Here is a 26,941-nt window from a genome sequence, read left to right as displayed (position 1 = left end):
GCTCGGCCGATGGCGCCGTGACGCCGGCGCCTCGTCCTCGGGGCGTGGTGCGTTGGACGCGGTGCGTTGACGGAACGTCACGAAGAATGCGAAGCGAAGGAGGTTCTGGCGGGCGCGGTTCGACACCGGATTCCGTGGTTGCCTATGGTTCCTGGCATGCGCGTGCTCTGGGGAGTGGAGTCACGGCAGTCGATGCGAGAGGGGCTGAGGCCTCGCGCCTTCGTGTCCCCTGGCCCGCGTGCGCGTCCTGCTCGTCAGGCTCCCGGGAGAGGATGACGCATGCCCGCTCCCGCGCGCGCTCCGGTTCGAGGTCCCGCGGCGGCCCCCGCGCGCGCTTCGACGCCTCCGCGCTCGGGGACCGTGGCGACCTCTGTTGATGCTCCAGGCGGCGCGGCCGTCCGACTGGGGCCGGGAGCCCGGAGCAGCCCTCGCCTCGCCCGAGCCATGGCGCACCTGCGGCAGGCGCCGGAGGGGGCGGACCGCTCCGCGCAGGCCCGTGCCGCTGGGGCCGGGGCCGCGCTTCCGCTGCAGGTCGTCCCCATGTCCGGTGCGCCCGAGGGCGGAGAGCCCCTGGCGCCCGCCGTGCGGCAGGCCGCCGAGGCCAGCTTCGGGGTCGACCTGGGCGCGGTGCGGGTCCACGCGGATACGCGCGCGGGGAAGGCGGCCGAGGGCCTGTCCGCGCGGGCCTTCACGTACGGCAACCACATCTTCCTGGGACGCCGTGAGCAGGCCACGGATGTCCGGCTGCTGGCGCACGAGCTCGCGCACGTCGTGCAGCAGCAGTCGGCTCCCGCGGTGCAGAGGTCGGCCCCCGGCCAGGGCGGGCCCCACGAGCGCGAGGCGGACCACGCGTCCCAGGCCGCAGCGAGTGGTGCGTCGTTCCGCGTCAACGAGCGCACCCAGGGCCCCGGCGTGCAGCGGCTGGGGCTGGGCGATGTGCTCGACTTCATCGCCGGCCGGGCGAACAACATCCCCGGCTTCCGGATGTTCACCATCGTCCTGGGGGTGAACCCCATCAACATGAGCCGCGTGGACCGGAGCGCGGCCAACATCCTCCGGGCCGTGGTGGAGTTCATGCCCGGCGGCGGGCTCATCACCCGGGCGCTCGACACCCATGGCGTCTTCGAGCGCGCGGGCACGTGGGTGGAGCAGCAGATTCAGTCGCTCGGGATGACCGGGAGTGTCTTCCGGGCGGCCGTCAGCCGCTTCATCGACTCGCTGGGGCTGCGCGACTTCCTCAACCCGGGAGGCGTGTGGGAGCGCGCCCGGCGCATCTTCACGGAGCCCATCGACCGCATCATCAGCACCGCCCGCGCCATGGTGAGCGGCATCGTCCAGCTGGTGAAGGACGCGATTCTCCGCCCCCTGGCCCGGCTGGCCGAGGGCACTCGCGGCTACGACCTGCTCAAGGCCGTGCTCGGCAGAGACCCGATTACCGGCGAGGCCGTGCCGCGCAATGCCGAGACGCTGATTGGCGGCTTCATGAAGCTCATCGGCCAGGAGGAAATCTGGAACAACCTCAAGCGCGCCAATGCGGTGAGCCGCGCGTGGGCGTGGTTCCAGGGCGCGCTCGGCGGGCTGACGGGCTTCGTCCGGCAGGTCCCCGGGCTGTTCCTCTCGGCGCTGCGCTCGCTGGAGATTGCGGACATCGTGCTGCTGCCGCGCGCGTTCGCCCGGGTGGCGAGCGCGTTCGGCGGCTTCATCGGCGGGTTCTTGAGCTGGGCGGGCAACACCGTCTGGAACCTGCTGGAAATCATCTTCTCCGTCGTCGCGCCCGGGGTGATGCCGTACCTGCGGCGGGCGGCGGAGACGTTCCGGACGATTCTCCGCAACCCGATGGGCTTCGTCGGCAACCTGGTGCGCGCGGGGCTCCAGGGCCTGCGGCAGTTCGCGGCCCGGTTCCTCACGCACCTGCGCGGCTCGCTCATCGGCTGGCTCACCGGGGCGATGAGCGGGGCGGGCATCTACATTCCGCAGGGCTTCAACCTGCAGGAGATTCTCAAGTTCGTCCTCAGCGTGCTGGGGCTGACCTGGCAGAACATCCGCCAGAAGCTGGTGCGGGCCGTGGGCGAGACGGCCGTGCGGGCGATGGAGACGGCGTTCGACATCGTCCGGACGCTCGTCACCCAGGGGCCCGCCGCCGCGTGGGAGCAGATTCAGCAGAGCCTGTCCAACCTGCGCGAGATGGTCATGGAGCAGGTCATGACCTTCGTGCGGGACAGGGTGGTGCAGGCGGCGATTACGCGCCTGGTGACGAGCCTCAACCCGGCGGGCGCGTTCATCCAGGCCATCATCGCCACCTACAACACGGTGATGTTCTTCGTGGAGCGGATGCGGCAGATCGCCCAGGTGGCGGCGTCCGTCATCGACTCGCTCGCGGCGATTGCGAGTGGCGCGATTGGCCCGGCGGCCAACCGCGTCGAGCAGACGATGGCCGGCCTGCTCACGCTGGTCATCAGCTTCCTGGCGCGCATCGCCGGGCTGGGGCGGGTGAGCGATGCGGTGACGAACGTGGTCAACCGCGTGCGTCAGCCCATCGACCGGGCGCTGGACAGGGTGGTGGACTGGATTGTCGCGCAGGCGCGGCGGCTGGGGCGGTTCATCGCTAGCACCGTCCGGGGGACGGACACGCGCACTCCCGAAGAGAAGCAGCGCGACCTGGACCGCGCGGTTCGCGAGCTGCGGCCGCGAATTGCACCGCTACTGCGGCGCGGCATCCCGCGCTCACTGCTGGCGGTCCGGCTCGCGGTCTGGCAGCGCCAGTACCGGCTGACCTCCCTGTCCGTCGTGGGGCAGCGCCTCGTGGCGGCCATCAACCCGACCGCTCCGATGTACAACTTCCGGGAGGTACTCATCGGGCGGGAGCTGGAGGTGCGGCTGGTGGCCGCACGCACCCGCTTCTTGCGGGAACTCGGGTCTGCTTCGCCATCATCGTCGCGCTTCGCCCAGCAACTCGGGGAGGCGGAGGCCGCGGTTCGGAGCGGCCAGACCGCTCCCACCGCGCTGAGCCCCGAGCAGTTCAACCTGCTCGGGGACCGTATCCGTTCAGGTGCCGTGACGCTCCAGCCCCCTCCGCTAGCCAGGGGGCAGCGGGTTCAACGACAACAGCTCTTCGACCCGACAGTGCAGGGCTATTCCACGGAGGTGAGGATACCCGCTGGCGGAGGGCCGCCCCGAGGACAGAACTTCCTGGTGCCGACGCTGGGAGCTTATGCCGCGGGACATCTCCCGGGCCAACCTGCGCCAATCCCCAACGATCCCAACTATGACCCTCATACCAGCTTCAACTACATGCCGCCCTATGGTCTCCAGTCGGTGAACCGGCTGATGGAGTCAGGCGTCGAGACGCCCGATATCAGGGGTCTGCGTGTACTTGAGAGCGCCCGCACGCCAGGCGGTCAGCCCGCCCTTCAGGTGACGTCCACGCTCCATCAGGCCGGTGTGCTCTCCGCCAGCGACATCACCTACGGCCGCCCGGCCGGTATGGCGACCGGCGGCTCGGCGGTGCAGGGCGAGGCCGCATTCCGGCGCTTCCAGAGAGGTCAACCCTCCCTCGCGAACGCAGCCACGCGGGTACGTCAGGGCAGCTACGCGGTCGCCTTCGATACGCTCCTGCAGGCGCTGAGGCAGGACCAGACGCGGCTGCTCGTCGTGACTGGCGGCGATGCGCTGGTGCAAGTGGGAGGGGCCTTTGAGCGCTGGCTCATGACGGCGGTGCGCGGTATGGACGTCCAGGATACGGCCCAGGCGCGGGCAGCGGGTGAGCAACTCACGGAGCAGCTCCATCGATTTCTGCAGGCGACGTCATCAACGCCCTGAGCGCCTGGAGGAGGAGCCACGATGGCAGCCCTGGTCTTCAAAGCGCCGCCGCCCGATATCGAGCTGGTGGAGTCGGTCGACCGGCTCCTGCGTGACTGGAGTGCGAAGTCGCCGGACCTGCAGTTCGTCTCCAACGGTGCCGTGCACCAGGCACCCGGCGTCGTCGTCTTTGCGTGGACGCACGTGGCGGATGCGAACCTCATCATCACCGTCACGCTCGATGATGTCCGCCGCGCGCGCTACCTGAATGTAGCGGCGGTGGACCCGGACACCAGCGCGCTGCTGACCACCGGACTGAGACGTCAGTTCTCCACGTACTCCGTCGAGGAGCTGCTCGACGCCGTTCGCCACGAGGGAGCCAGCGACCCGGGAGCCTATGTCCGGCTGGGAATGGCGCTCGACCGACATGACGATGAGGCGAGCAGGCTCATCCGGGCGGGGCTCGAGTCTCCGGATGTCGAGGTGCGCGCCAACGCTGCGATGGCTGTCATGCACCTTCGCTGGCCCGAGTTCGCCGACCCGGTCTTCCGGGCTCGGTCTCGCGAGACCGATGCAGGCGTCGGGAACCTGCTGGAGGTGAGCTCCCGTTGGTACAAGCCGGAACCCTCCAGCTGACTCAAGACGCAGGGGGCGTTCTGTGCGTGTCATAGGGTGGCCTGGGAAAAACTGTCACGGGCCGTCTCCGGGGGGCCTCACCCGAGGAAGGAACGTTCATTCCGCTTCCGCCGGTGAGCCGGGGCGGACCTGGACGCCGGAGTCATGCCGCAAGCCCTCGCGGTCGTTTCCTGGAGCTCAGGCGAAAGCACGCTCCAGGGGAACATTGGCGGACTTGCTTCCCGGTGCCACTCCGCGCTCCTCCTCAAGGATAGCGAGCGTCTTGCGATACTCCTCGGCCTCGGCCAGGCGCGTCAGCTCGAACTCGCCGTGGTGTTCGCGCACGGCCTGGGCGATCTCATCCAGCGTGGCGCGGAAGAACTCCTTGCGCTCGTTGATGCGGTTGATGCGTCTGCTCGCGAAAGTGCGGTGCAGGGCCGTTTCCAGCGCCGGCGCATCCGAGGTGCGGATGATGGCGTGGACGTCGAACTCGAAGGGGACGGAGGCGTCTCCCAGTTCGTCGATGCGGTCCTGGGGCACGAGGCGCCGCGTCATCCCCAGCTTGTAGACGTCCTCGCCGAAGGAGCCGATGTTGGAGATGACGTAGACGTGGCCCGTGCGAGTCAGTTGTGCCTGGGAGATGACCCGCGTGCGCTCCTGGTCCTCTGCCACCCGGCGCTCCAGTTCCGCGATGCGTTCCATGAGCTTCTCCTGCTCGGCGCCCTTGCTCTTCTCGAGTTCGGCGCGGGCCTTGCGCAGGGCTTCTTCGTCGCGCCGGGCCTCTCTCTCGGCTTCGAGCTTCGCCCGCTCCAGCTCGCGCTGCGCGGCTTCCTCCTCGCGCATCTGCTCGCGGATGCGCCGCTGCTCCTCTTTCTCCTCGTTCCGTTTCTCCTCGTATTCGTGGGCCAGGCGAAGTTCCTCCAGCTTGAGGTCCACGTACTTGTCGGAGATGAAGCACTGCTGGATTTCGGTGAGGCCGCTGATGACCTCGGCGGCCTTCTGGATGCGCGCCTCCATGGCCTTGATGTTCTTGTAAGTGACCTTGGCGACGCATGCGTCCGCCTCGCCGTTGAAGGCCCGAAGCATCAGCTTCAGGGTCCGCTCGGTCTGCTTGCGGCCCTCCGCCTTGCTGCCATTGACCTCCCACTCGATGCGGCAGAAGGCGGCCGTCTTGTTCTTCAGCATCGCCTTCTGCTGGTCACGGATGGCATCCAGGCGCAGCTCGTACTTCTCCGACGAGGAGAGGTTGTAGATGGGCTTGTAGAGGCCGAACGAGCGGAGAACTGCTTCCTCCTCCAAGGGCTGGAGCTCTGCCTTCAGCCTGGCGATGGCGGCATCGAGTTGGGTCTGCTCCGAGCGGGCCTGCTGGCGCCGGGTCTCGGCTTCCTGGATGGCCGTGTTCGTCTGCTCGCGTGCACGGGCCAGCTCTTCGGCCATCCGTGACAGCTCCTGCTGGCGCCGGTTCTCCGCGTCCTGGACGATGGAGCTCGCTCGCTCGCGGGCGCGCGTCAGCTCCGCTTCGATTCGAGCATGGTCGCGGCGGATCGCTTCATCCGCTGCTGACCTGGCTCAAGGATGTGCAGGGCCGCTCCCTGCTTGAATACAGGGTGAGCCGAGGACACACCGCCGCCTCACGGGGACGAAAGACAACGAGGCTCATCTCGCTCCGCTTGGACTATCTGGTGCGTGTGGCCACCGCTCCCCCAGCCTGGAGGCCCGACATAGGCGGTGGTTATGTCTTCGCGGACCTCAGCCCGGGAGGTGGCGCCATGCTCCTGCTCATCAGCGGGCCGCCTGTGTCCGTGGTGGGCACTACCCGGCTCTCCGCTGAAGACACCGCCCTCCTGACTGGCGCGATGGATGAACGGGAGGACACGGTGGAGCGGCTTCCGAAGATTGACGCCCTGCTGGCTCGCCAATTCCGTCTTCGCTGAACCACGGTGTCAGCAGGAGGACACTGGCGTGCCTGCAGCGGCCACGGGACTTGAAGGGCTGGCCCGCATGACCCTGCTCAGCCCGTCACGGGCTGAAGGAGGTATTTGATGGGACATTCAGTTGGGACGATGCTGCGGCCCATGGTCGATTTTTCACGAGTGCTTACCCGAGTTCGACGTGGTCTCCATGCAGCGCTGGTGGACCTCCCCACGTCCATGCAGGACGGTACCAACAGCGTCGTACCGGCCGTTCCCGCCCCTCCCCTGATGGCTGCGTCCCCGAGCGCGAAGGCCCTCTGGACCGAGGCCCTGCCCAGCGAGATTGCCTTCTGGGAGAACTGGTTCAAGACCGAGGGAAGCCAGTGGCCCGAGGACTACAAGGTCCGCATGAACCCGGACACTCCGCTCCAGCACTTCGTGGAGGAATACCTCCCGCCCCCTGGGGGCGAGGACACCATCGAGGTCCTCGACGTGGGCGCCGGGCCGCTGACGGTGCTGGGGAAGAAGTCGGCCAACCGGAAGCTCCGCATCACCGCGGTGGATCCGCTCGCGGATGTGTACGACCGCGTCATGGCGAAGTTCGGAGTCACCCCGCCGGTCCGCACCTCCTGGTGTCATGGTGAGATGCTGGCCACGCGGTTCGCCCCGGAGTCGTTCGACCTGGTGTGGGCCGAGAACTCGCTCGACCACAGCTACGAGCCCGTGCGCATCATCGAGCAGGCGCTGACGGTGGCGAAGACGGGTGGCTTCGTGGTGCTCTCGCACGCGCGGAACGAGGCCGTCAACGCGAACTACGACGGCCTGCACCAGTGGAACTTCGACGACGAGGCCGGTGACTTCATCATCTGGAACCGCGAGAGCCGGGTGAACGTCTCGAAGCTGCTCCAGTCCCGAGCGGAGATTCGGACCGGAGGGGACAAGGGGCTGGTGGTCAGCTTCCGGAAGACCGCCAGCCCTTAGCCTCCGCGTGGCGAGGCGTGCTCAGCCCGCGACGGGCTGCACGCCCACCACGGCCTCGGGCGCGGACTTCATGGCCTGGGGCCTGATGGCGAGCAGGCGCAGGCCATTGGCGACCACCAGGAGCGTGCTGCCCTCGTGGAGCACCACGGCGTGGCTGATCTGCGTGAGGCCGAACACCGCCGCGATGATGAGGATGCCGCTGATACCTAGCGAGATGACCAGGTTCTGCTGCATCACCGCCGTCGCCTGACGCGCCAGCCCCAGCGCGAAGGGCAGCCGGGACAGGTCATCGCTCATCAGCACCACGTCCGCCGTCTCCAGCGCCGCGTCCGAGCCCGCGCCGCCCATGGCCACGCCCACCGCCGCCGCCGCGAGTGCCGGCGCGTCGTTGACGCCGTCACCCACCATGGCCACCGAGCCCTTGCGGCCCAGCTCCCGCACCGCCGTCACCTTGTCCGCCGGCATCAGCGGCGCCTTCGCCTCGTCCAGCCCCACCTGCGCGGCGATGGACTGCGCCACCAGCGCGTTGTCGCCGGACAGCATCACCGTGTGCTCGATGCCGTAGTCCTTCAGCGTGTGCACCACGTGCCGCGCACCCGCGCGCAGCGTGTCCGCCACGCCCAGCACGCCCAGGTAGCGCCCCGCCTTGCGCACCACCATGGTCGTCTGTCCGGACTCCTCCAGCTTCCGGACCTCCGCGGCAATCTCCGCCGGGACGGTGTCTCCCTCGAACAGCGCGAGGCTGCCGACGTCCACCGCCGCGTCGCCCACCTTCGCGCGGATGCCCTTGCCGTGCACCGCCTCCAGGTCGCTTCCCGCCGGAGCGTGGATGCCGCCCTCCGCCGCCGCCTCCACCACCGCGCGCGCCAGCGGGTGCGCCGAGAGCGCCTCCACCGACGCCGCCGTGCCGAGCAGGTCCTCGCGCGACACGCCCTGCGCCGGCACCGTGCTGAGCAGCTTCGGCCGGCCCACCGTCAGGGTGCCCGTCTTGTCGAAGGCGATGGCGTTCACCTTCGCCAGCAGCTCCAGGTAGATGCCGCCCTTCACCAGCACGCCGCCTCGCGCCGCCGCCGCCACCGCGGAGAGCACCGCCGACGGCGTGGAGATGGCCAGCGCGCAGGGAGAGGCCGCCACCAGCAGCGCCACCGCGCGGAGGATGGCTTCCTTCACCGGCGTGCCCAGCAGAATCAGCACCACCGGAAACACCACCGCGCCAATCATCACCAGCGGCGCCACCGTGCGCTCCAGCCGCTGCGCGAAGCGCTGGTTGGGGCCCTTCTGGGCCTCGGCCTCCGCCACCATGTCCACCACTCGCGCCAGCACCGACTCCGAGGAGAGGCGCGTGACCTCCACCTCCAGCATGCCCTCGCAGTTGATGGTGCCGGAGAACACCTCGTCGCCCGCCTTCTTGGCGACCGGGATGGACTCACCCGTGATGGCCGCCTGCTCCAGCGAGCTCTTGCCCTCGCGGATGATGCCGTCCAGCGGGACGCGGTCGCCGGGGCGCACCACCACGCGCTCTCCGCGCTGCACGTCGCCCACGGGGACTTCCACCACGTCGCTGCCCCGGCGCACGCGCGCCACCTCGGGACGGAGCGCGCCGAGCGACTCGATGGAGCGCCTCGCGCGGTCCATGGCCCGGTGCTCCAGCGCGTGGCCCGCGGCGAAGAGGAAGAGCAGGAACGCGCCCTCGAACCAGGCGCCCAGCACCGCCGCGCCCAGCGCCGCCACCACCATCATCGTCTCGATGTCGATGCGCAGTTGGAGCAGCGACTTCACCGAGCCCCGGATGGCGAAGAAGCCACCGCTCGCCATCGACAGGGCCCACACCAACGTCGGTACCAGCGCCGGCACCGCACCGAACTTCTCCAGCAGCCAGCCGGCGACCAGCAGCACGCCAGAGGCCACCATCAGCGGCATCTCCAGCAGCGGCGCCAGCCCGCCGCCGTGCGCGTGGTGCGAGCAGGCATGGCCCTGCATCGGCACTTCCAGCGCGTAGCCGAGCGCCTTCGCCTTCGCCTCCACGTCCTTCAGCGTGACTTCCTCGCTGTCGTACTCCACGACGAGCCGCTCGCTGGCGTACGCCACGCTCGCGGAGAGGATGCCCTTCAGCTTTCCGAGTCCATGCTCGATGGCCGTGGCCGAGTCGGCCGAGGTCATCCCGCGCACGAACCACGTCTGGTGCTTGTAGCGCTCCGCCACCTCGGCGCCGGTGCGTTGCGCGGCCGTGATGAGCTCCGACGCGCTCACCACCTCCGGCTTGTAGTGGATGCAGACCTCCCCGTGTCCGAGGTCTCTCCGGAGGTGGACGTCCGTCACGCCACGGTGCGCCTCGAGCGCGGCCTCCAGTTTCTGGAATCGGCCGGCGTCGTCCGTCTCACCCGGCAGCGCGCCCTCCAGGTCGAGCTGGAGCGCCGCGCCTCCGCCCTCCGCGGGACGGTGCCCGGGCGGACGGACGCGCTTCGGCTTCGGGTGATGGTGGTGCCCATGGTCGTGGTCATGGTCGCAGCCAGGGCCGTGCTCGTGCTTCTCACCGTGGGCGTGCGCATGGCCGTGGTCATGGTTGCAGTCCGGCCCGTGCACGTGCTTCTCGGCCTTCGCCGGGCCGATGACCTTCAGCTCCTTGAAGGACAGCTTCCCGGCGGGCTTCACCGCCGCCAGGGACGGGCCGTGGTCGTGCTTGCAGTCCGGCCCGTGGACGTGGGGCTCGCCATGCCCGTGCTCATGCGCGTGGTCGTGGTCATGCGCATGGTCATGCTCGCAGCCCGGCCCATGGACATGGGCGGGCGACGCGTTGCTCTTCTTCTGCTCGGACATGGCGTGGTCTTCCTGATGCTAGTGGCGGTGGCCGCCGTGCTTGCGGGACGGGGCGGGGGAGGGGGCACTCACGGGCTCGGGCTTGTGCTCCTCCTCGTCCTCGTGGTGGTCCTCGTCCTCGTGCTCCTCGGGGATGGGCTGGGTGAACTTCTGACCCGCCACCTCCAGGGTGAAGGCCTTGCACGTGACGGGTACTTCGAACTCGAGCACCGCGGGCAGCCGGCCCTCGTACGACTTCAGGATTTTTCCCTGCTCGTCGTAGATGGTGCCGCCCGCGGCGACCGTCATCGTCTCGTCCACCAGCACCGCCACCAGCTCCGCCATCTCCTCCATGCGGTCGGCGATGCGGTGGCACCAGAGGTGGCCCACGCCCGGGTACGTCTCGTGGGAGATCTCCTCCATCTGCTCCTCGTCCACCTGGTCGCCCACGCCGACGAACACGAAGTTCATCCGTGGCAGGCGGCCCGCCGCGATTTCCTTCGCCACCTGCGTGGCGTAGGCCCGCACGTCGGGGCCGTCCGACAGCTGCGAGTCGGTGATGATGACCGCGAGCCCCTGGCGCGCGCCCTTCGACACCGCTCCCTTCATGTGCGCCACGAAGTCGCGCAGCACCGGCAGCATCACCGTGGCCTTGCCGTAGAAGCGCGGCCCGGGGAAGCGGAAGTCCTTGGCCTGCGCCGCGGTCAGGTCACCCAGCTGCTCCAGCTGGCTGCCATCCCCCGTGGCCCAGTAGGCGACGCGCACGCCGCCGTCGCGGTCCTTGCTCGCGAGGTACTCGAGCATCCACCGCATCTGCGGCTCGACCAGGTTCTTCACGGGCGCCAGCTTCGCCAGCACGCCGCGCGGCCCGTACTCGTCCTCCATGCTCGCCGAGCCGTCCATGTAGAGGGCGACGTCCAGCCCCTCCACCGTCGGGTCATGCAGCAGCGTGGCGACGACCTTGTTCCCCATCCGGTGCACGTCCGAGAACGGACGGACGATGGCTTCGTGGCCGGCCATCAGTGGTGGTCCTCGTCCTCGTCGTGGTGGTCCTCGTCCGGCAGCGGCTGGGTGTAGCGCTGGCCGTTCACCTCGAGGGTGAAGCTCTCCGCGCCCTCGGGCACGTCGAACTCGAGCACCGCCGGGAGGCGGCCCTCGTACGTCTTCAGCACCTTGCCCTTGTCGTCGTAGATGGTGCCGCCCGCGGCGACCGTCATGTTCTCATCCACGAGCACCGCCACCAGCTCCGCCACCTGGGTGATTTCCTTGGCGATGCGGTGGCACCAGAGGTGCCCCACGCCCGGGTACTCGGTGTGGGCAATCCGCTCCAGCTGCTCCTCGTCGATGCCGTCACCCACGCCCACCAGGACGAAGTTCAGGCGCGGCAGCTTGCCGGCGGCAATCTCCTTGGCGACCTGCGCGGAGAACTTCTCGACCTCCTCCGCGTCGTGGAGCTGGCCGTCGGTGACGATGACCGCGCACCCGCGGCGGGCCCCCTTCGGGACCTGCTCCTTGAGGTAGTTCACGTAGTCCTTCAGCGCGGGTGCCAGGAACGTGTGGCTTCCGAGGTTCCTCGCGCCGGGGAACTTGTACTTCTTGACGTCCACGCCCTTCAGCTCGCCCACCACCTCCACGTCACGGCCGGAGTTGCCAGCGGCCCAGTAGGCGACGCGGAGCTGGCCGTTGCGGTCCTTGGTGGCCAGGTACTCGAGCATCCACTGCACCTGCGGCTCGACCTGGTTGGCGGGCTCCTTCAAGGGGGCGCCCCGAATCCACTCCAGGAAGCTGCGCGCGGGCGTGTTGTACTTGTACTCGTCCCGCATGCTGCCCGAGGCGTCCATGTAGATGGCGACGTCCAGGCCCTCGACGGTGGGGTCGTGCAGCAGCACCGCGCGTACCTTGTCGTCCTCGACGTGAAGGTCCGAAAACGGCTCGACCGGCTTCTCGTGTCCCATGTGTTCCCCCTGCTTGTGGGGCGCGACGGTATCGCCCCACGGGCAGGCGTCGCAATGCGCTACTCGTCGAAGTCGGACATCCAGTCCGGCTTCTTGCCCGTGGGAGCGGAAGCCGGGGGCGTCTTCGATGGGGGAGGCTTCGACGGGGGCGCCGGCGCTGGCGGCTCACGGCGCGCGCTCGGAGGGGGAGCGGGCGTGCTCGCGCCGAAGTCCGCCATCCACGAGGGCGTGCCGGGCTTCGCGGGCGCGGGCGGCGCCGTGAAGGCCGGCTTCGTCCGCGTGAGCTTGGGCTGCGCGCCGCCCGGGTGGGACGCGGCGTGTGCGTCCAGGAAGTCACGCATCCAGTCATCCGGGCGCGGCGGCTTCGGCGGGGCGCGAGGGGGCAGGGGACGTGGGGCTGCGGTTGCGGCGGGGACGGGCACGCCCCGGGAGACGGGCGCACCGCCGCCCGCGCGGACGAGGGCTCGAAGCGCACGCTCCGTGTCGCTCGGCCAGCCAGGGAGCGCGGTGAGGGCCTGACGGGCGACGTCGATGAAGCCCGGGGCGCCGGCCTCGGCGGGGACCTTCACCTTCTCCGCGCGCAGCCACTCCGCCATGCGCGTGAGGAGGCCCGGATGGTTGCGCCGGAGGATGGCCACGTCGCCCTTCACCTCGTAGCCGCGCATCTCCAGGTCGGCGATGGCCAGGTCGCGGCTGGGGACGGGCAGCTCCATCCGCGCGAGCGGCGCCGGACCGCCATTGGCGTGGGCGTCCTCCTGCAGTTGCGTGAGCACGTCATGGAGGATGCGCGCCACCATGGGGCCGTTGGAGGCGTTGCCCACCTGCAGCTCGGGAGGCACGGCGGGCCAGGTGAGCACCAGCCCCCGGCCCTCGGCGAGGCGCTCGGGACGGTCTCCCGGCAGCAATGCGTGGTAGCCGCGCGGCGCGGCCGGGCTCTCCGGCGTCGGCACGTAGTGGAAGGCGTCCGCCGCGCCGTGCACCAGCCCGGACAGCACGTCCCCTCGCGTCACCGTGAGCTGCCCGGGCACTCGCACGGGGGCGTCACCCGGCCAGGGGCCCGACAGGTGGCCGTAGAGGTACACCGGGTCGTTGAAGCCCTCCGCGTCGGAGGGGTGCTCCACCAACTCCACGGCGAAGAAGAACAGCTCCGACGCGGCGATGCGGCGGGGCATGCGGCCGGAGGCCACCTCGTGGTGCGTGAGCTGGGCGCGCGTGGCGGCGGGGAGCAGGTCGCGCTGGCTGGCGGGCACGACGTGCACGTTGCCCACCGCGTCGATGCCGACAATCCACTCCTGCTCCAGCAGGTGTGGCGCTTCCAGGCGGAACGCATCCACCACGTGGGCCACGGCGGAGGCGTCCGACTGGACGGGCTCGGCCGCGCTGGCGGCATGGGGGACGAAGTAGCGGGGATGGCTCACGGCGGAGCGGGAAGGCTCGCGCAACCGGGCGGGGCAATCAAGGCCGGCCCGTCCGTGGCCCTCCGGTCAGGCGTGGTGCGGGGCGACACGGGCGGTGTGGGCGGGCCCGGTGGGCGGTGGAAATGGCACGGGCCGGGAGGTGCGTCCCTTGGGCTGGGACGCTCCACCCGGCCCGAGGGCCTTGCGAAGATGTGGCGGCTACTGGTCGTCGCAGGGCGTGCCCAGCCGCATGCCCTCGTAGACACCCAGGTCGTTGTAGATGAGCGGCAGGTTCTCGTGGACGGGCACCTGGCGCAGCTCGAACGACTTCTTGGTGTTCTCAATCCACATCGAGGTCTTGTCCCGGTCCAGCACGAGCCGGAGCTCGCCCTTCTTCGTGGAGAAGATCTCGCCCTCGGAGTCCGAGACGACGTTGGTCATCTTCTGCGGCTTGAGGACGCCACGCTGGCCGATGAAGACGCGGTAGCTCTTCTGCTCGGAGGGGTGGAAGCCGCGGTCCACGAAGTAGTAGTTGCCCTTCGTGTCGCGCAGCAGCGCGTGGGGCGCGTACTTCTGCGGGTTGGGCTCGTACGTGGCCTTGCGCAGCAGCTCCGCCGCCTGCGTGCCGTCCATCAGGGTGAAGGGAATCTTCTTCTCGCCACACCGCAGCGAGCAGGTCTTCTCCTTCACGTCCAGGTCCACCTCGGACACGACGCGGTAGTCCATGCCGCGGAAGTTGGGGTTGGAGCCCTTGTTGAAGAAGCGCGGCTCCAGGAAGGAGTTGGACGGCGCGTAGGGGCCGGGGCTGGCCACCTCGACGAAGGACTTCCCGTCTCCGTAGTACATCACCGGGCGGTTCCCGTCCTCCTGGGGCGCCGACACCACGTAGTGCCCCTTGCCGTCGGTGCACACCGAGGTGGCCTCCATCAGCATCTTCTGGCCGAGGTTCTCCTCCTTGCCCCAGGGGGGCTGGACGGGCTCGGCGGCCAGGGAGGCACCACACGCCAGGGACATCGCTACCGCGGCGAATCGCTTGAAGTTCATCGGGAGGGCTCCGGCTACAGGTTCTTCTTGAAGAACCTGGTGGCGTACGTGTCCTGGTTGCTGGCGTCCTTATTGGTCGTCCAGATGAGGCGGTCGGCCTCGAACTTCGGCTCCTGCACTGGCGCGAAGCGGCAGCTGACCTGCTTCACCTTCTCGCCCACGGTCTGCTTCGCGACGTTGGAGACCTCGCACAGGCCCTTCATCGCGGTGAGCGGGGACTCGCAGTAGCTGGAGATGCTCACTTCCTTGAGGAGGTCGTCGTTGACGCTGCTCCAGTCGATGGCGGCCGACACCGAGGTGCCGCACGCGTTGTTCATCTCCAGGAGCGCCGCGGCGTAGTCCTTGTCATGCCGGGCGGCCTCGCCCTTGCGGTCGAACGCCATCAGCTTCGCCAGCGTGCCGTCCGCCTGGAGCTTCTGGTAGGTCGCGTAGACCTCCTCCGGCTTCAGGGTCTGCGTCTTCTTCTCGTCGAAGGTGAGGCGGATGGCCTGCTGGCGGCCGGGCACGTACAGCTCGTAGCGCTTGTCGCGCACGTGCAGGGCCGTGTAGTCCCGGCCGTGCCACTGGGTCTTGTAGTTGTACTGCTCGCTGGTGCTGGTGCTCCAGTCGTTCAGCTCGTAGGGGAAGACCTTCCCGTCGAACTCGGAGCCCGTGCCCCGCACGCGCAGGAGGTACTTCTTCGCGGCCCTCGGCGCGAGGGGGACGACCGCTACCTCCTCGCCCTCGGTACCGGAGTACACCTTGCCTGCTTCCACGGGAGCCGCCGCCAGCCCGGGCGTGGCTCCCAGCGCGACCGCCGCGACAATCACTGCGACCATGGTTCTCAAGCGAATCACCTCGTGCTGCAAAAGAGGGCCCCCCTTCGCGAAAGGCCCGTGTGTCAGAGATTGATGTCGTTCTTCTCGCAGAGCTTCTTGATTTTCGCCTTGTCGGACGCGGCGACCTTCGGCCACTCCCCCCTGGCAGCGCCCAGGTCCTTCCGCAGGCAGTGGGCGCGAGTGAGGATGGAATATGACGCCACGGGTCTGACGCCCTCCACCGTACGCTGGCTGAGCTTCGCCAGCCGGATGGCCTCGGCGGTGTCGCCGACGTCCAACGCGCGCTCCGCGTCAGCCACCACCTGCCGCACCTTCTCCGGCAGGTTCTCCTTCGGCTCCGGACGGGACGTCGTGGGCCGGGCCTGCGTGGTGCTGGCCACCGGCTGGGTGGGGACCGGGTCAGGCGTCGCCGTGGGCGGGGGCTGCACGACGCCTGTCTGCGTGCCCGGAGTGGGCTGCGGCTGCACCACCGCCGTCTGCGTGCCCGGCGTGGGCTCTGTGGGTGCGGTAGTCCCCGCCGTGCCGGTGACATTGGCAGCCTGAGGCGGCGTCGCGGTGGGGTTCGTCAGCGTCACGGGGACGGTGGGCTGCGTCGCGGGGCGGCCCATCCACCAGACCGCGCCACCTCCCGCGACGAAGAGCGCCACGGCCGCCGCGGCGAACAGCGGTCCCTGGCCTCGGGATGCCGGCTGCGTGCCGGGCGGAGGCGCCATCGCCACCGGCGGGACGGGGACCCCGGCTACGGATGGCACAGGGGGCGGGAGTGGCTGGGGCGCGGGCCCCACCGGGGGCGTCACCGCGGTGATGGGCTGGGGCGGGCGCTCCGGCATGGGCAGCGCGGGGATCTGCTTGGAGATGAGCGTGGGCTCCAGGCTCGGCGGGTCCATCAGCGGCGCTTCCATGCGCCCCGTGCCCCACGCGCCCTGGGGCGGGGACTCGGGCTGGGCCACGCCCATGCGAGCCGTGGAGGGCCCGCCACTCGCGGGCGTCACGACGCCCATGCGGCCCGTCTCCGGTGACACCTTCACGCTGCCCGGCGCAATCGTGGCGTCGAAGCCCTCCTCCGCATTCTGCGACGGCAGGGCGATGCCCGAGGGCGCCTTCTCCGTATTCTGCGATGGCAGGGCGATGCCCGAGGGCGCCTTCTGCACGGGGCGCGGAGCAGCGTAGGCCCCCGACGGAGGGGAGAGCGTGTGCAGCGGGCTGCCCGTCAGGGCCTCCACGAAGGAGGCCACGTCCGGGAAGCGGTCCGCGGCGCTCTTGGAGAGCGCGCGCTCCACCGCGGAGAGGGCGCTCGCGGGCGCCTCCGGGCAGAGGGGGCCGAGCGGATCGGCCGGCTCGTAGACCACGCGGAAGATCATCTGCGCGAGGCTGCCCGCGCCGAAGACGGGCTGGCCGGACATCATCTCGTAGACGATGCAGCCGAGCGCGAAGATGTCCGTGCGCGCGTCGATTTCGCGGTTCTTGCCCATCGCCTGCTCGGGCGACATGTACTGAGGCGTGCCGATGATGGTCGCTTCCTGCGTCTGCAGCGTCTCCGAGGTGAGGACCTTGGAGATGCCGAAGTCGAGCAGCTTCAAGCGCTGCCCCACCACGCCGCCGGAGTCGGTGGGCACCAGGAACACGTTGGCCGGCTTGAGGTCCCGGTGGACGATGCCCGCGCCGTGCGCCGCCTGGAGCGCCGAGCCCATCTGCCGCGTGTAGGAGAACACCTCGTCCAGCGGCAGCCGCCCGCGCTCCAGTCGGGACTGGAGGCTCTCTCCGCGCAGGAACTCCAGCACCAGGAACGGGGTGCCGTCCTCCAGCGTGTCGTAGTCCAGCACCTCGACGATGTTGGGGTGGCCCAGCCGGGACGCGATTTCCGCCTCGCGGCGGAAGCGGGTGAAGATCTCCTGCGTCAGGTGGTCGCCGCCGCGGAGCACCTTGACGGCCACCTGCTTGCCGGGAAGACGCAGGTGCTGGGCCAGATACACCGAGCCCATGCCACCCCGTCCCAGCACGGAGGCAATCTTGTAGGTGTTCCGCAAGACGGTGTCGGTACGGAGGTCACCGTCGGAGGGTCGGGTCATGAGGTTGGGGCTCGCACGTGTCACGACTGCTGCGTTTTCCCCATTCCATCCTCCCACCCCACCGGCAAGCAACCCTCCCGATGTCGTAGGGTACCCGGGGAGGGGGGCACCCCGGGTATGCGGGGTGGTTTGACGCGGAGTGGAACCGGGGACGGGGGCAGGACGTCCAACCGCCCCGGGACGCGCGGGTGGCTGCCGCCAGCCTGCTGGGGAAGCAGGCGCCTGTCGAGTTTGGAGGCGCCTCAGGGCTTCGCGGGGGCGGCTGCCAGCGTGCGGGTGAAGAAGCGCACCGCGTCGGTGGCCAGCTCGCGGTGGAGCTTCACGCGGTCCACTCCGGGCGGATCCATGCACAGCTCCTGCGCCTCGTCCTTCGACTCCGGGGTGCAGGGGGCGAGGAAGACGTAGTGCCCGGCGCGCGGGACGAGGGTGTACTCGGGCGGCGTGGGCAGCGAGGCGCGGACGTGGCCGGCATGGTCCGCCACCGGGAGCACCTCGTCCTTCGCCGCTGCGTACAGGCGCACGGGCACCTTCACGTCCTTGAGCCGGGCCTTGTCGAAGAAGACGCCCACGGGGGCCATGGAGAAGACGGCGCGGACTCGCGGCTCCGCGGTGGCCTGGAGGTCCGGACGCGTGGCGCGGACCTTCGGCAGCATCCCGCAGAGCACCGCCTGCTTTCGCGTCTTGCAGTACCGCTCCAGCCGGCCGAGGTCCGGCTTCGCACCGGCCAGCAGCAGCACGGTGTAGCCACCCGCGGAGAAGCCCAGGGCCCCGACGCGCCCCGGGTCCACGGAGGCGCCCACCGTGGGGTCCGCGAGCACCGTGTCGAGGAGCGTCTTCATGTGCCACGCGCGGCCGAGCCACACCTCGTCCGTGGAGGCCGCCGGACCGTTGGAGTCCTTGAAGCTGGCACCGGGGTGGTTGAGCGACGCGACGATGAAGCCCTCGCGGGCGAGCGCCGTGGCGAAGTCGTGATGCCCCCAGCGGTCGCCGCCATGGCCGTGGGAGATGAGCACCAGCGGGTAGCGGCCGGGGACGGGCTCCAGGTCACGGCCCGCATCGACGAGCCACAGCCCCACGGGGAGCGGCTGTGAGAGCTGGGCGGCGGGGTAGAAGACGAGGCCGCCCATGGCGCCTCCGCCGACGGGGTCCTTCATCGTCAGCTCGCGGAAGCCCACGCCCTGGGCCTCGGCGAGGACGGAGGTGCTCAGGAGCAGGGCAAGGAGAGGGAGGGCTCGGTGGAGTGGGGCGCCGCGGGGACCGGAGGTGCTCATGCGGCTCATGACGCTCGGAGACCGGACTCATTGCAAGCTCCGGCTCCGGGTTCCGGCTTCCCGCCCCTGCTATTCGCTCGTCGGCTCCACGCCGTGGGGCCTGTTTCGCTTGGACGGCATGAACGTCAGGGTGGCGGAGAAGCCGCCTCCGCCGCTACCGGGTGGCACGAAGGTGTCGATGAAGCCCCCCGTCCTCCGGCTGTAGCGGAGCACCGAGCCCGGCAGGAAGTCCACCTGGTACAGGTTGCCGTCGGGCCCGAACTCGAGGTCGAGGGCATCGGCCACCCCGCCGCTCCCCGGCTCCACGAAGACGTCAATGAACGCGCCCGTCCTCCCGTCATAGCGCCGCACGTCGTCGTCCCTCGTGCCCACGTACACCTTGCCGTCCCTGCCGACGGCCACCGTCACCGCTTCGAGGTCCGGAACGAACACCGCTCCCGGCTGTCCCGGCGCCGGGAAGGGCGCACCCGTGTCCCCGTCGTAGCGCAAGACGTCGTTGCCCGAGATGCTCACCACGAGCAGGTTCCCCTGCTTGTCGAAGGCCATCCGCTGCGGCACGAGGAGCCCACCCCCGGTGGCGAAGATGTCGATGAAGGCCCCTGTCTCCCCGTCGTACCGGAGCACGCTGTTGGTACCGAAGAAGCTGTCGGCGACGTACAGGTTGCCGTCGGGCCCGAAGATGAGGCCGCCCGGCGCTCCCAGCCCGCCGCTGCCCGCGGGAACGAACACGTCGATGAACGCACCCGTCCTCCCGTCGTAGCGCAGCACGTTCCCGCTGTCGAAGCTGGCGATGTAGAGGTTCCCATCCGGCCCGTACGTGAGTTCCTGCGGGTTCAGCAGCCCGCCACTGCCGGGCGGGATGAAGACCCCGACGAACTCGCCCGTGTCTCCGTCGTAGCGCAGCACGCTGGCGTTGAGCCCCTGGGTGACCAGCAGGTCGCCACCGTCCTTCTTGCGGACCTCCACGCTCACCGAGTCCAGTCCCCACTGCTCGTTGGCCTCCGCGCGCGACGGGTCCGCGAAGCGGAGCGTCAACGTGCCGCCCGAGTGCCGGAAGGTGAAGCTGAGCCGGTAGATGGAGTCCCCCACACTCCCGTAGCCGGACTCGTCGCGGTACCCGAGCGTCCCCTTCGACTCCGCGCCGGTGAGGCCCGGGTGGCTGCCTCCGGGGTACGGCCCCGGGTACGATTGGGAGTAGCGCGAGTCGTACGGCGCCTTGTCGTTGGAGAAGGTCGCATCGAGCAGGACACGGCCACCGTCCACGCTCGCCACCCAGCGGTCCGGCCCCTTCGTCGCGTCGCTGCCATCCCAGGACTTCAGGACGAACAGGTCCAGGCTGACGGTGACTTCGTCATGGGCCGGCAGGTCCTCCAGGCTGAGCGTCACCTCCTGCTGGCTGAAGGGGCCGAGGAACTGGCGCCCCGCCTTGGGAGTCCGAGAGACTGTCCGGTGGCTCCACTCGGGGCCTGCTCCACGGCCGAAGTTCTCGTCGTAGACCTCCTGGGAGTCCTGCTCGTTCGCGGCAGTGACTTCCGCGGGTGCTGCCTCCTCCAGGGGAGCCGTGGAGCCTGCTTGCTCCTCCGTCCCTCCCTGGCAGCCCGCGCAAAGCCAGGCCACCAATACGGCACTTCCAAGCCACCTGTTCCCCATGTGTTCCTCCCGTCACGCCCGAGCCGAGGGTGGAGTGACTGCCGGCCCGGTACCAGTGACTGGAAGGGCTCCCGCCGTCTGTGAAGAGGACGGTTCGGTGCCCTGGGAGTCAGGGACTCTTCAAATGCCAACGCCCGTGCTCCCCTGGGGAGCACGGGCGCCGGGTGAGGCTTCGGGAGGTGCGCGTCAGGCGGGCAGCGGCACGGAGGTGCTCGGCGGCTCTGTCGGCGCGGCGGTGGCCGTGGTCGCGGCGACGACGGGCACGTGCGGCGCCGGAGTCGTGGACCCCTCGCCCACCGTCTCGCCGTGCTGGCTCAGGTCGAGCCCCTGCTCCTCCTGCTCGCGGGTGACGCGCAGCGGGACGATGCGGTCCACCACCTTGTAGAGCAGGTACGAGCCCACGAAGGAGAAGACCGACACCAGCACCAGCGCCACCATGTGCATCATGAAGGTGCGCGTCTCGCCGTGGATGAGGCCCACGTCCTTTGCCAGCACCCCCGTCAGCACCATGCCCACCACCCCGCCCAGGCCGTGGCAGGGGAACACGTCCAGCGTGTCGTCGATGGCCGTGCGGCTCTTGAAGTGCACCGCCGCGTTGCTGACGAAGCTCGCCACCAGGCCCACCACGATGCTCTGGCCCACGGTGATGAAGCCCGCCGCCGGCGTCACCGCCACCAGCCCCACCACCGCGCCGATGCAGGCACCCATCGCGCTCGGCTTGCGGCCACGCAGCCAGTCGAAGGCAATCCACCCCAGCATCGCCGCCGCCGAGGCCGTGTTCGTGGTGGCGAACGCCAGCGCCGCCAGCGACGAGGCCGACAGCGCCGAGCCCGCGTTGAAGCCGAACCAGCCGAACCACAGCATGCCCGTGCCCAGCATCACGAAGGGGACATTGGCCGGCGTGTGCGCGGTGTTCTCCACGTGCACCGTCCGCCGCCCCAGCACCAGCGCGCCCGCCAGCGCCGCGAAGCCCGCGGACATGTGCACCACCGTGCCGCCCGCGAAGTCCAGCACGCCCCACTTGCGCAGGAAGCCCTCCGGGTGCCACGTCCAGTGGGCCAGGGGCGCGTAGATGAACAGGGTGAAGAGCACCATGAACAGCAGGTACGCCTTGAAGCGTACGCGCTCGGCGAACGCGCCGGTGATGAGCGCCGGGGTGATGATGGCGAACTTGAGCTGGAACAGCGCGAACAGCAGCAGGGGAATCGTCGGCGCCAGGTCAGGGTGCGTCTCGCCACCCACGCCGCTGAACATGAAGAAGGTGCGCGGGTCGCCGATGAAGCCGTGGAAGCTGTCGCCGAAGCTCAGGCTGAAGCCCACCACCACCCAGAGCAGGCTGATGACCGCCATGGCGATGAAGCTCTGAAGCAGCGTGGACACCACGTTCTTCAGCCGCACCATCCCGCCGTAGAAGAACGACAGGCCCGGCGTCATCAACAGCACCAGCGCCGTCGCGGTGAGGATCCACGCGGTATCCGCCGCGTTGATGGGCCCGCCCTGCTTCACCTGTGCCGCCGGATTCACCAGCAGGCCCGCCACACCCACACCCACCAGAAGGGCCACCGCCAACCACTTCTTCATTGCGCCTCCCCACGGAAGACTGACGCAATGCATTGTGGATCGGGTCTTCGATAATTTCAACGCTGGCTGGTCTTAATTCTCACTCAACTAAGCTAAGTCCGCTGCATTTTGTTCTTTTGGATGCGGGTTCAGGTGGGTGGATGACGGATGGTGCGCCTGCCTGGCTGCCCACCCGAGGGCTGGCGGGCTAGTTCACCTGGAGCTTGCCGTCCTTGATGTCGAGGTTCTCGCCGCCCTTGAGGACCACCTTGCCCGCGTCCGTCTGGACGGTGCAGGGACCGGAGCCCTGGATGGTCACCGAGGCCGTCTGGCTCCGGCCGAACGTCACGTTGGTCTTCACGCCGCTGCACACCGCCGACCACGTGTAGTCGCGCGAGTCACGGTTGTAGTAGCGCACGGTGACGGCCGCCGACGCCGCGGAGGACGCGAGCAGGGCTGTCACGAGGGTTGCCGCCGAGAGCTTCGTCTTCATGTCTTCATCCCCCAGATTCATCAGAGTGGCGCCGCGCACACTGGGGTACGAGGCAAGGGTTGTCCACGCAGTCATACGCCCTGTGCCTGACATCCGCCTTGCTATCGACCCACCCGCCGCGTGGAGTCCTTCATGCGCGTAGAACCCCGTAGAGGACTCCGTCGCGGCGTCACTCCGGGTGACGGTGGGACGGACGCCGCGAGGCGCTGGACGTGCCTGGGCGGCCCGTGGGGGCGGGCCGCCCGGTTCCCACTCAGAGGTCCTGCTTCAGCGCCGCATCGGCGACCCGGTAGTGCTTGAAGTAGAAGTCGTCCTGGTTCCAGAAGTCGTTGTCGATCATCTGGACGTGGACCTGCCCGCTGATGCCCGGAGCGATTCCGCTGTCCAGGTCCCAGATGGTGATGCCCTCCAGTTCCTCGTTGCCTCCGGTGTAGTTCACCGGAATCTCCGTCTGGATGCGGCCCGTGCGGACGTCCACGCCAATCACGCCGCGGCCCACCACGTCCGAGACGAGGTAGAGGTTGCCCTTCGGGGAGAACTCGCCGCCCTGCAGGCGCGACAGCGTGACGGGAGTCCCGTTGATGTCGCGGAGGTAGATGGTCGCCACCCACTCGAACTCGACCCGCAGCGGCACCGTCGGGTTCGTGCTGCCGAGCCAGATGATCTTGTACTTGCGGATGACGTTGCTGTTGAAGTTGGACGCGTACAGGTGCCCATCCACCGGGTTCACCGCGCACCACGGCGCGTCCCCCGCGCCCGGCAGGATGGAGTGGGCGACGTAGTTGAGGTTCGTGTCGAACACGCCCACGGCCGGCGTGGAGCCCTCGAGCGGCACGAACAGCCGGCCGCCGTAATAGGAGAGGTCTCCCAGGTGGTTGTAGGCGCTGAGCTGCGAGGGGATGCCGCGCGCGATGGAGGCATAGCCCGACTGCGACAGGTTGCGGCCCACCGGCATCTTGTAGAGCGTGCCCGTGTTGGTCATGTACCAGTTGCTCGCGTCATGGGTGACGCCCTGGATGTTGTCCGTGTAGCCGGGCGAGGAGTTGGAGGGGAACTCGCCAGCCACCTGGAGGTCCGGGAAGGCCCTGCGCCACTTCGCCGCGAAGTCCACGCGCACGGAGGGCGAGACGACGTCGATGCGCGAGCGGAACCAGCCCGTCGTGTCCATGATCCACCGCTGGTAGTAACGCGGCGCCAGGTTCCAGGTGTACAGGCGCTTCCAGCTACAGCCCCCGTCGCAGTTCCACCCATCCATGAAGAACACGGCCGAGCCCACGAAGTCCGCCGCCAGCCCGGACGCCTCGTAGTACGTCGTCTTGCGCCAGCCGCTGTCCGCCCAGCCGGTGTTCGTGGGGCAGAACACCTCGTCCATCCCGGTGCCGCCGCAGAAGTTGTCCCGCCACCACTGCGCATCCGCCTCCCAGCTCTCCCAGTTGCCGAAGCTCACCAGCGGCCCGGGGCCTTCCACGGGCCTGGCGCTCTGTCGCACCTCGGCCGAGGGCTCCGTCATCGCCTCCACCGCGCCCGGCGCCTTCGCCGCCTGCCGGCGCTGAAGGGCCTCCGCCAGCGCCTGGGGCACGGGTGCAGCGCCACCGCGCAGCTCCTGATAGAGCGCGTCCATGGGCAGCGACAGGCGCTCTGGCCCCAGCGCGGTGGGCTCATCCACCGTGCCGCTCTCGCGCAGGCCCACCTGGCCCGGTGCGAACTCGTAGAACTCCACCTGGTGCGTGGCGCTCAGCTCCACCCGCGCGAGCAGGCTGCCGTTCACCGCGTCCTCCACGGCGTGCTGCTGCTCCGAGCCCCCGCAGGCTCCGCCCAGCAGTCCCACCGCCAGCGCCCCCAACAGAATCCGCCGCTTGCTCATCGTGTCGTTCCCCAGGTCGATGCGTCATCGCCACGGCCTCGGGTCATGCGGCATGCACGTGCCTCGGAAGTCCGGTGACGGGCTGGAGAACGAGGCCGGCGCGGATTCTTCGCCTTGCGACGGAAAACCCCGGGTTGCCAGCTTCCAAGAAGACTGGAGCGGCGGTGCTCAGGGTGTGGGCGTGGAGAGGTCCGGGAGCGCGAGGAGCTGCTTCGCGGGGAGCGTGCGCTCCAGCTCCTCGGGGTGGAGGCGGAACCAGCGGGCGATGAGCATCACCTCCTGCGCCTCGTGCGCGCGCAGGCCGAGTGTCTCCGGCTCCGGGCGCTCGAACACCTCGCGGGCTCGCGCTTCCAGGGCCTCGCGCTCCTCGTCGGTCTGGGGCGCGGGCTGCTCCGCTCGCACGCTGCCGCGACGCACGACGTAGGTGCGGTCCTCGCCGCCGTGGCCGGGCACCGTGTAGACGAAGGAGAGGAGCTTGAGCGTGCGGCCCAGCTCCACAATCCAGCCGCGCATCTGCTCCAGCCGCTCCGCGCGGTCCCTCAGCTCGGCGGCGTACTCGAACTGGAGGCGGCGGGCCGCCAGGGCCATGCGCTCGCGCAGCACGGTGAGCGGCGTGTCGGACGTGCCCTCCAGGAAGGCCCGGGCCTGGAGGACTCGCGCGTGGTACTCCGCCTGCGTGCAGCCGCCCGCGCAGGGCGACAGGCAGCGCGAGAGCTGGCCGCGCATGCACAGCGGCTCCTGCTTCAGCGGGAAGAGCTGGCCCTGGTCCGCCAGCCGCATGGGCGTGTCCGAGGCGCAGTCGCGCAGCTCCAGCAGGTCGCTCACCGCGCGCACCACCTCGGACACGGACTCGCGGCCGTGGAAGGGGCCGTAGTAGTCGCCGCTCTCTCCGTTGGCCCGGCCCACCACGCGCAGTCGGGGCACCGCCTCGCGCGTGAGGTGGATGAAGCAGTGGCCCCGGTCCCGCTTGTGCTCCACGTTGTAGAGCGGGCGCTGCGACTTGATGAGCCGGAACTCCTGGAGCAGCGCGGCGAACTCGCTCGCGGTGTAGTCCCACTCGACGCGGTGGGCGTGGGAGATGATTTCCGCCGCCTTCTCCCTGTCGTCCGCGCGGAAGTAGGAGAGCAGCCGCGTCCGCACCCGCACGGACTTGCCCACGTAGAGCACCTCGCCCGAGGGCCCCAGCATCCGGTAGACCCCGGGGCGGTTCTCGGCGTGCTCGCGAACGTGGGCGAGGAGTGAGTCGACGCGGGAGTCCATGCGCGGAGAGGCGTCCCCACCACGAGCGGGGGACCGACCCCGCACCGTACACCGCACCACCCCCGCAAGGCCGCACGTGGGAGAGCTCGGGACGGTGCACGGCCGGAGGGCTTGCGGCCTGTCGCGAGGGCGACAGCGCACGGCCGCTCGCCGGTTTGTGAAGTTTTGTCAGGGCACTTGCCTGACTCACTTAACACCGTTAAGTCTAGAGGCGTAGTTAACCCCGGAGCCCGCGTTCCCGCGCCTGGGGATTCGTCTGCCCCGCGCCCGCCGAGGCGCGGCAACAAGGAGTCGCCTCATGGTGCGTGCCCCGTCGCCAACCCTCTCCGCCGCGTTGCTCGGCGGGCTCGCGGTCCTGCTCTTCGGTCTGCTGTCCTCGGGGTGCTCGGGGTCGGCTTCCGCGGCGCCCACGCCCGTGGCCTCCGCCGAGGCTCCCGTGCGGGTGCGGCTGGCGCCCGTCGTCACCGAGGAGGTGGCCCGCCCCGTGCGCGCCAGTGGGACGCTGGCCGGCAAGCAGGAGGTGAGGCTGTCCACCAAGGTGGGCGGGGTGGTGCAGACGGTGTCCGTGGACGAGGGACGGAAGGTGAAGCGCGGCCAGGTGCTCGCCGCGCTGGACCTGTCGGAGATCGGCCCGCAGGTGGCGCAGGCACGCGAGGCGCGGGAGAAGGCGGTGCGGGATTTGGAGCGCGTGAAGCAGCTCCACGCGGACCAGGTGGCCACGCTGGTGCAGCTCCAGGACGCCACCACCGGCTACGAGGTGGCGGACGCGGCGTGGCGCGCGGCGGCCTTCAACCAGCGGCAGGCCACCGTGCTCGCGCCGTCCGATGGCCGCATCCTCAAGCGCATGGTGGAGCCGGGGGAGGTGGTGGCTCCGGGCCAGCCCCTCTTCCTCTTCGCCAGCACCGACGGCGGCTGGGTGGTGCGCGTGGGGCTGACGGACCGCGACGTGGTGCGCGTGCAGGAGGGGGACTCCGCCGAGGTGACGCTGGACGCCTACCCGGGCCGCACCTTCCGCGCGCGCATCAGCGAGGTGGCCAGCGCCGCCACGCCGGGCGTGGGCACCGCCGAGGTGGAGCTGGCGCTGGACACGCGCGCCGCGGACGGCACCGAGGCGCCGAGGCTGCTGTCCGGCCTGTCCGCCAAGGCAGTGGTGACGCCGTCGGAGCGGCAGGCGGTGCAGCTCGTGCCGGTGGAGGCGCTGCTGGAGGGGGACGGCGAGGTGGCCAGCGTCTTCACGCTCGCCGAGGACGGACGCACCGCGCGGCGGCAGCGCGTCCGGGTGGCCTTCCTGTCCGCCACCGACGGGCGCGCGGCGCTGTCCGAGGGGCCGGGCGGGAGCGCGCGCGTCATCACCGACGGCGTCGCCTTCCTCCGGGATGGTCAGGCGGTGGCGGTGGTGGAGACGCCCGCCGGGGGACCCACGTCGCGTCGCTGAAGCCCGCCTGAAGCCCGCCAAC

Annotated in this window: 19 protein-coding genes; 5 read left to right on the top strand and 14 right to left on the bottom strand. The window is 69.8% G+C overall.

The window, feature by feature from the left end:
• Positions 1-540: 540 nt before the first annotated feature.
• The gene (locus G4D85_RS37425; RefSeq protein ID WP_205525873.1) at positions 541-3,819 is read left to right on the top strand and encodes an eCIS core domain-containing protein; all 3,279 of its coding nucleotides are present in this window, start codon (positions 541-543) and stop codon (positions 3,817-3,819) included.
• Positions 3,820-3,840: 21 nt separating this feature from the next.
• Positions 3,841-4,434 (top strand): hypothetical protein, encoded by a 594-nt coding sequence (locus G4D85_RS37420; RefSeq protein WP_164018902.1) that lies wholly within the window; start codon positions 3,841-3,843, stop codon positions 4,432-4,434.
• A gap of 177 nt (positions 4,435-4,611) precedes the next feature.
• On the opposite strand, the gene G4D85_RS37415 is transcribed toward G4D85_RS37420, so the two are convergent.
• On the bottom strand, positions 4,612-5,850 hold the full coding sequence (locus G4D85_RS37415; protein ID WP_240359727.1) for an SNIPE associated domain-containing protein: 1,239 nt from the start codon (positions 5,848-5,850) through the stop codon (positions 4,612-4,614).
• A gap of 332 nt (positions 5,851-6,182) precedes the next feature.
• Here G4D85_RS37415 and G4D85_RS37410 point away from each other — a divergent pair, with 332 nt between their 5' ends.
• Together G4D85_RS37410 and G4D85_RS37405 are read left to right on the top strand one after the other, a co-directional pair.
• Positions 6,183-6,347, top strand: coding sequence for a hypothetical protein (locus G4D85_RS37410; protein WP_164018901.1), 165 nt, complete (start codon positions 6,183-6,185; stop codon positions 6,345-6,347).
• A 216-nt stretch (positions 6,348-6,563) separates the two neighbouring features.
• Positions 6,564-7,307 (top strand): class I SAM-dependent methyltransferase, encoded by a 744-nt coding sequence (locus G4D85_RS37405; protein ID WP_205525872.1) that lies wholly within the window; start codon positions 6,564-6,566, stop codon positions 7,305-7,307.
• 21 nt (positions 7,308-7,328) lie between these two features.
• Here the strand turns inward: G4D85_RS37405 and G4D85_RS37400 are convergent, their stop codons facing one another.
• The 13 genes from G4D85_RS37400 to G4D85_RS37340 form a co-directional block, all read right to left on the bottom strand.
• Positions 7,329-10,124 carry a heavy metal translocating P-type ATPase gene (locus tag G4D85_RS37400; RefSeq protein WP_164018899.1) on the bottom strand — a complete coding sequence of 932 codons (2,796 nt, stop codon included), beginning with the start codon at positions 10,122-10,124 and terminating at the stop codon, positions 7,329-7,331.
• 18 nt (positions 10,125-10,142) lie between these two features.
• Positions 10,143-11,123, bottom strand: a complete 981-nt coding sequence (locus G4D85_RS37395; protein ID WP_164018898.1) for a vWA domain-containing protein — start codon at positions 11,121-11,123, stop codon at positions 10,143-10,145.
• On the bottom strand, positions 11,123-12,058 hold the full coding sequence (locus G4D85_RS37390) for a vWA domain-containing protein (protein WP_164018897.1): 936 nt from the start codon (positions 12,056-12,058) through the stop codon (positions 11,123-11,125). Before G4D85_RS37390 ends, G4D85_RS37395 begins: the two co-directional genes overlap by 1 nt.
• A gap of 59 nt (positions 12,059-12,117) precedes the next feature.
• Positions 12,118-13,476: a hypothetical protein gene (locus tag G4D85_RS37385; protein WP_164018896.1), complete on the bottom strand. Its 1,359-nt coding sequence runs from the start codon at positions 13,474-13,476 to the stop codon at positions 12,118-12,120.
• A 198-nt stretch (positions 13,477-13,674) separates the two neighbouring features.
• A complete protein-coding gene (locus G4D85_RS37380) occupies positions 13,675-14,499 on the bottom strand; it encodes a hypothetical protein (RefSeq protein ID WP_164018895.1) in 825 nt (274 codons plus the stop codon).
• 14 nt (positions 14,500-14,513) lie between these two features.
• Positions 14,514-15,317, bottom strand: coding sequence for a hypothetical protein (locus tag G4D85_RS37375; RefSeq protein WP_240359742.1), 804 nt, complete (start codon positions 15,315-15,317; stop codon positions 14,514-14,516).
• A gap of 62 nt (positions 15,318-15,379) precedes the next feature.
• Positions 15,380-17,386, bottom strand: a complete 2,007-nt coding sequence (locus tag G4D85_RS37370; protein WP_164018894.1) for a serine/threonine-protein kinase — start codon at positions 17,384-17,386, stop codon at positions 15,380-15,382.
• Between the two features lie 242 nt (positions 17,387-17,628).
• Entirely contained in the window at positions 17,629-18,657 is a 1,029-nt protein-coding gene (locus G4D85_RS37365) for an alpha/beta hydrolase family protein (RefSeq protein WP_164018893.1), read from the bottom strand.
• Positions 18,658-18,726: 69 nt separating this feature from the next.
• Positions 18,727-20,274: a Vgb family protein gene (locus tag G4D85_RS37360; protein WP_240359726.1), complete on the bottom strand. Its 1,548-nt coding sequence runs from the start codon at positions 20,272-20,274 to the stop codon at positions 18,727-18,729.
• A 219-nt stretch (positions 20,275-20,493) separates the two neighbouring features.
• The gene (locus G4D85_RS37355; protein ID WP_164018891.1) at positions 20,494-21,888 is read right to left on the bottom strand and encodes an ammonium transporter; all 1,395 of its coding nucleotides are present in this window, start codon (positions 21,886-21,888) and stop codon (positions 20,494-20,496) included.
• Between the two features lie 187 nt (positions 21,889-22,075).
• Positions 22,076-22,360, bottom strand: a complete 285-nt coding sequence (locus G4D85_RS37350) for a hypothetical protein (protein ID WP_164018890.1) — start codon at positions 22,358-22,360, stop codon at positions 22,076-22,078.
• Between the two features lie 253 nt (positions 22,361-22,613).
• Entirely contained in the window at positions 22,614-24,224 is a 1,611-nt protein-coding gene (locus tag G4D85_RS37345; protein WP_164018889.1) for a hypothetical protein, read from the bottom strand.
• Positions 24,225-24,392: 168 nt separating this feature from the next.
• Entirely contained in the window at positions 24,393-25,484 is a 1,092-nt protein-coding gene (locus G4D85_RS37340; RefSeq protein ID WP_164018888.1) for a UvrB/UvrC motif-containing protein, read from the bottom strand.
• Between the two features lie 298 nt (positions 25,485-25,782).
• On the opposite strand from G4D85_RS37340, the gene G4D85_RS37335 reads away from it, so the two are divergent.
• Positions 25,783-26,919 (top strand): efflux RND transporter periplasmic adaptor subunit, encoded by a 1,137-nt coding sequence (locus G4D85_RS37335; RefSeq protein ID WP_164018887.1) that lies wholly within the window; start codon positions 25,783-25,785, stop codon positions 26,917-26,919.
• The last annotated feature ends 22 nt before the right edge of the window (positions 26,920-26,941 follow it).

The organism is Pyxidicoccus trucidator, assembly GCF_010894435.1.
In the GTDB taxonomy this organism is placed as follows: domain Bacteria; phylum Myxococcota; class Myxococcia; order Myxococcales; family Myxococcaceae; genus Myxococcus; species Myxococcus trucidator.
This window is presented reverse-complemented; position numbering and strand designations above follow the sequence as displayed.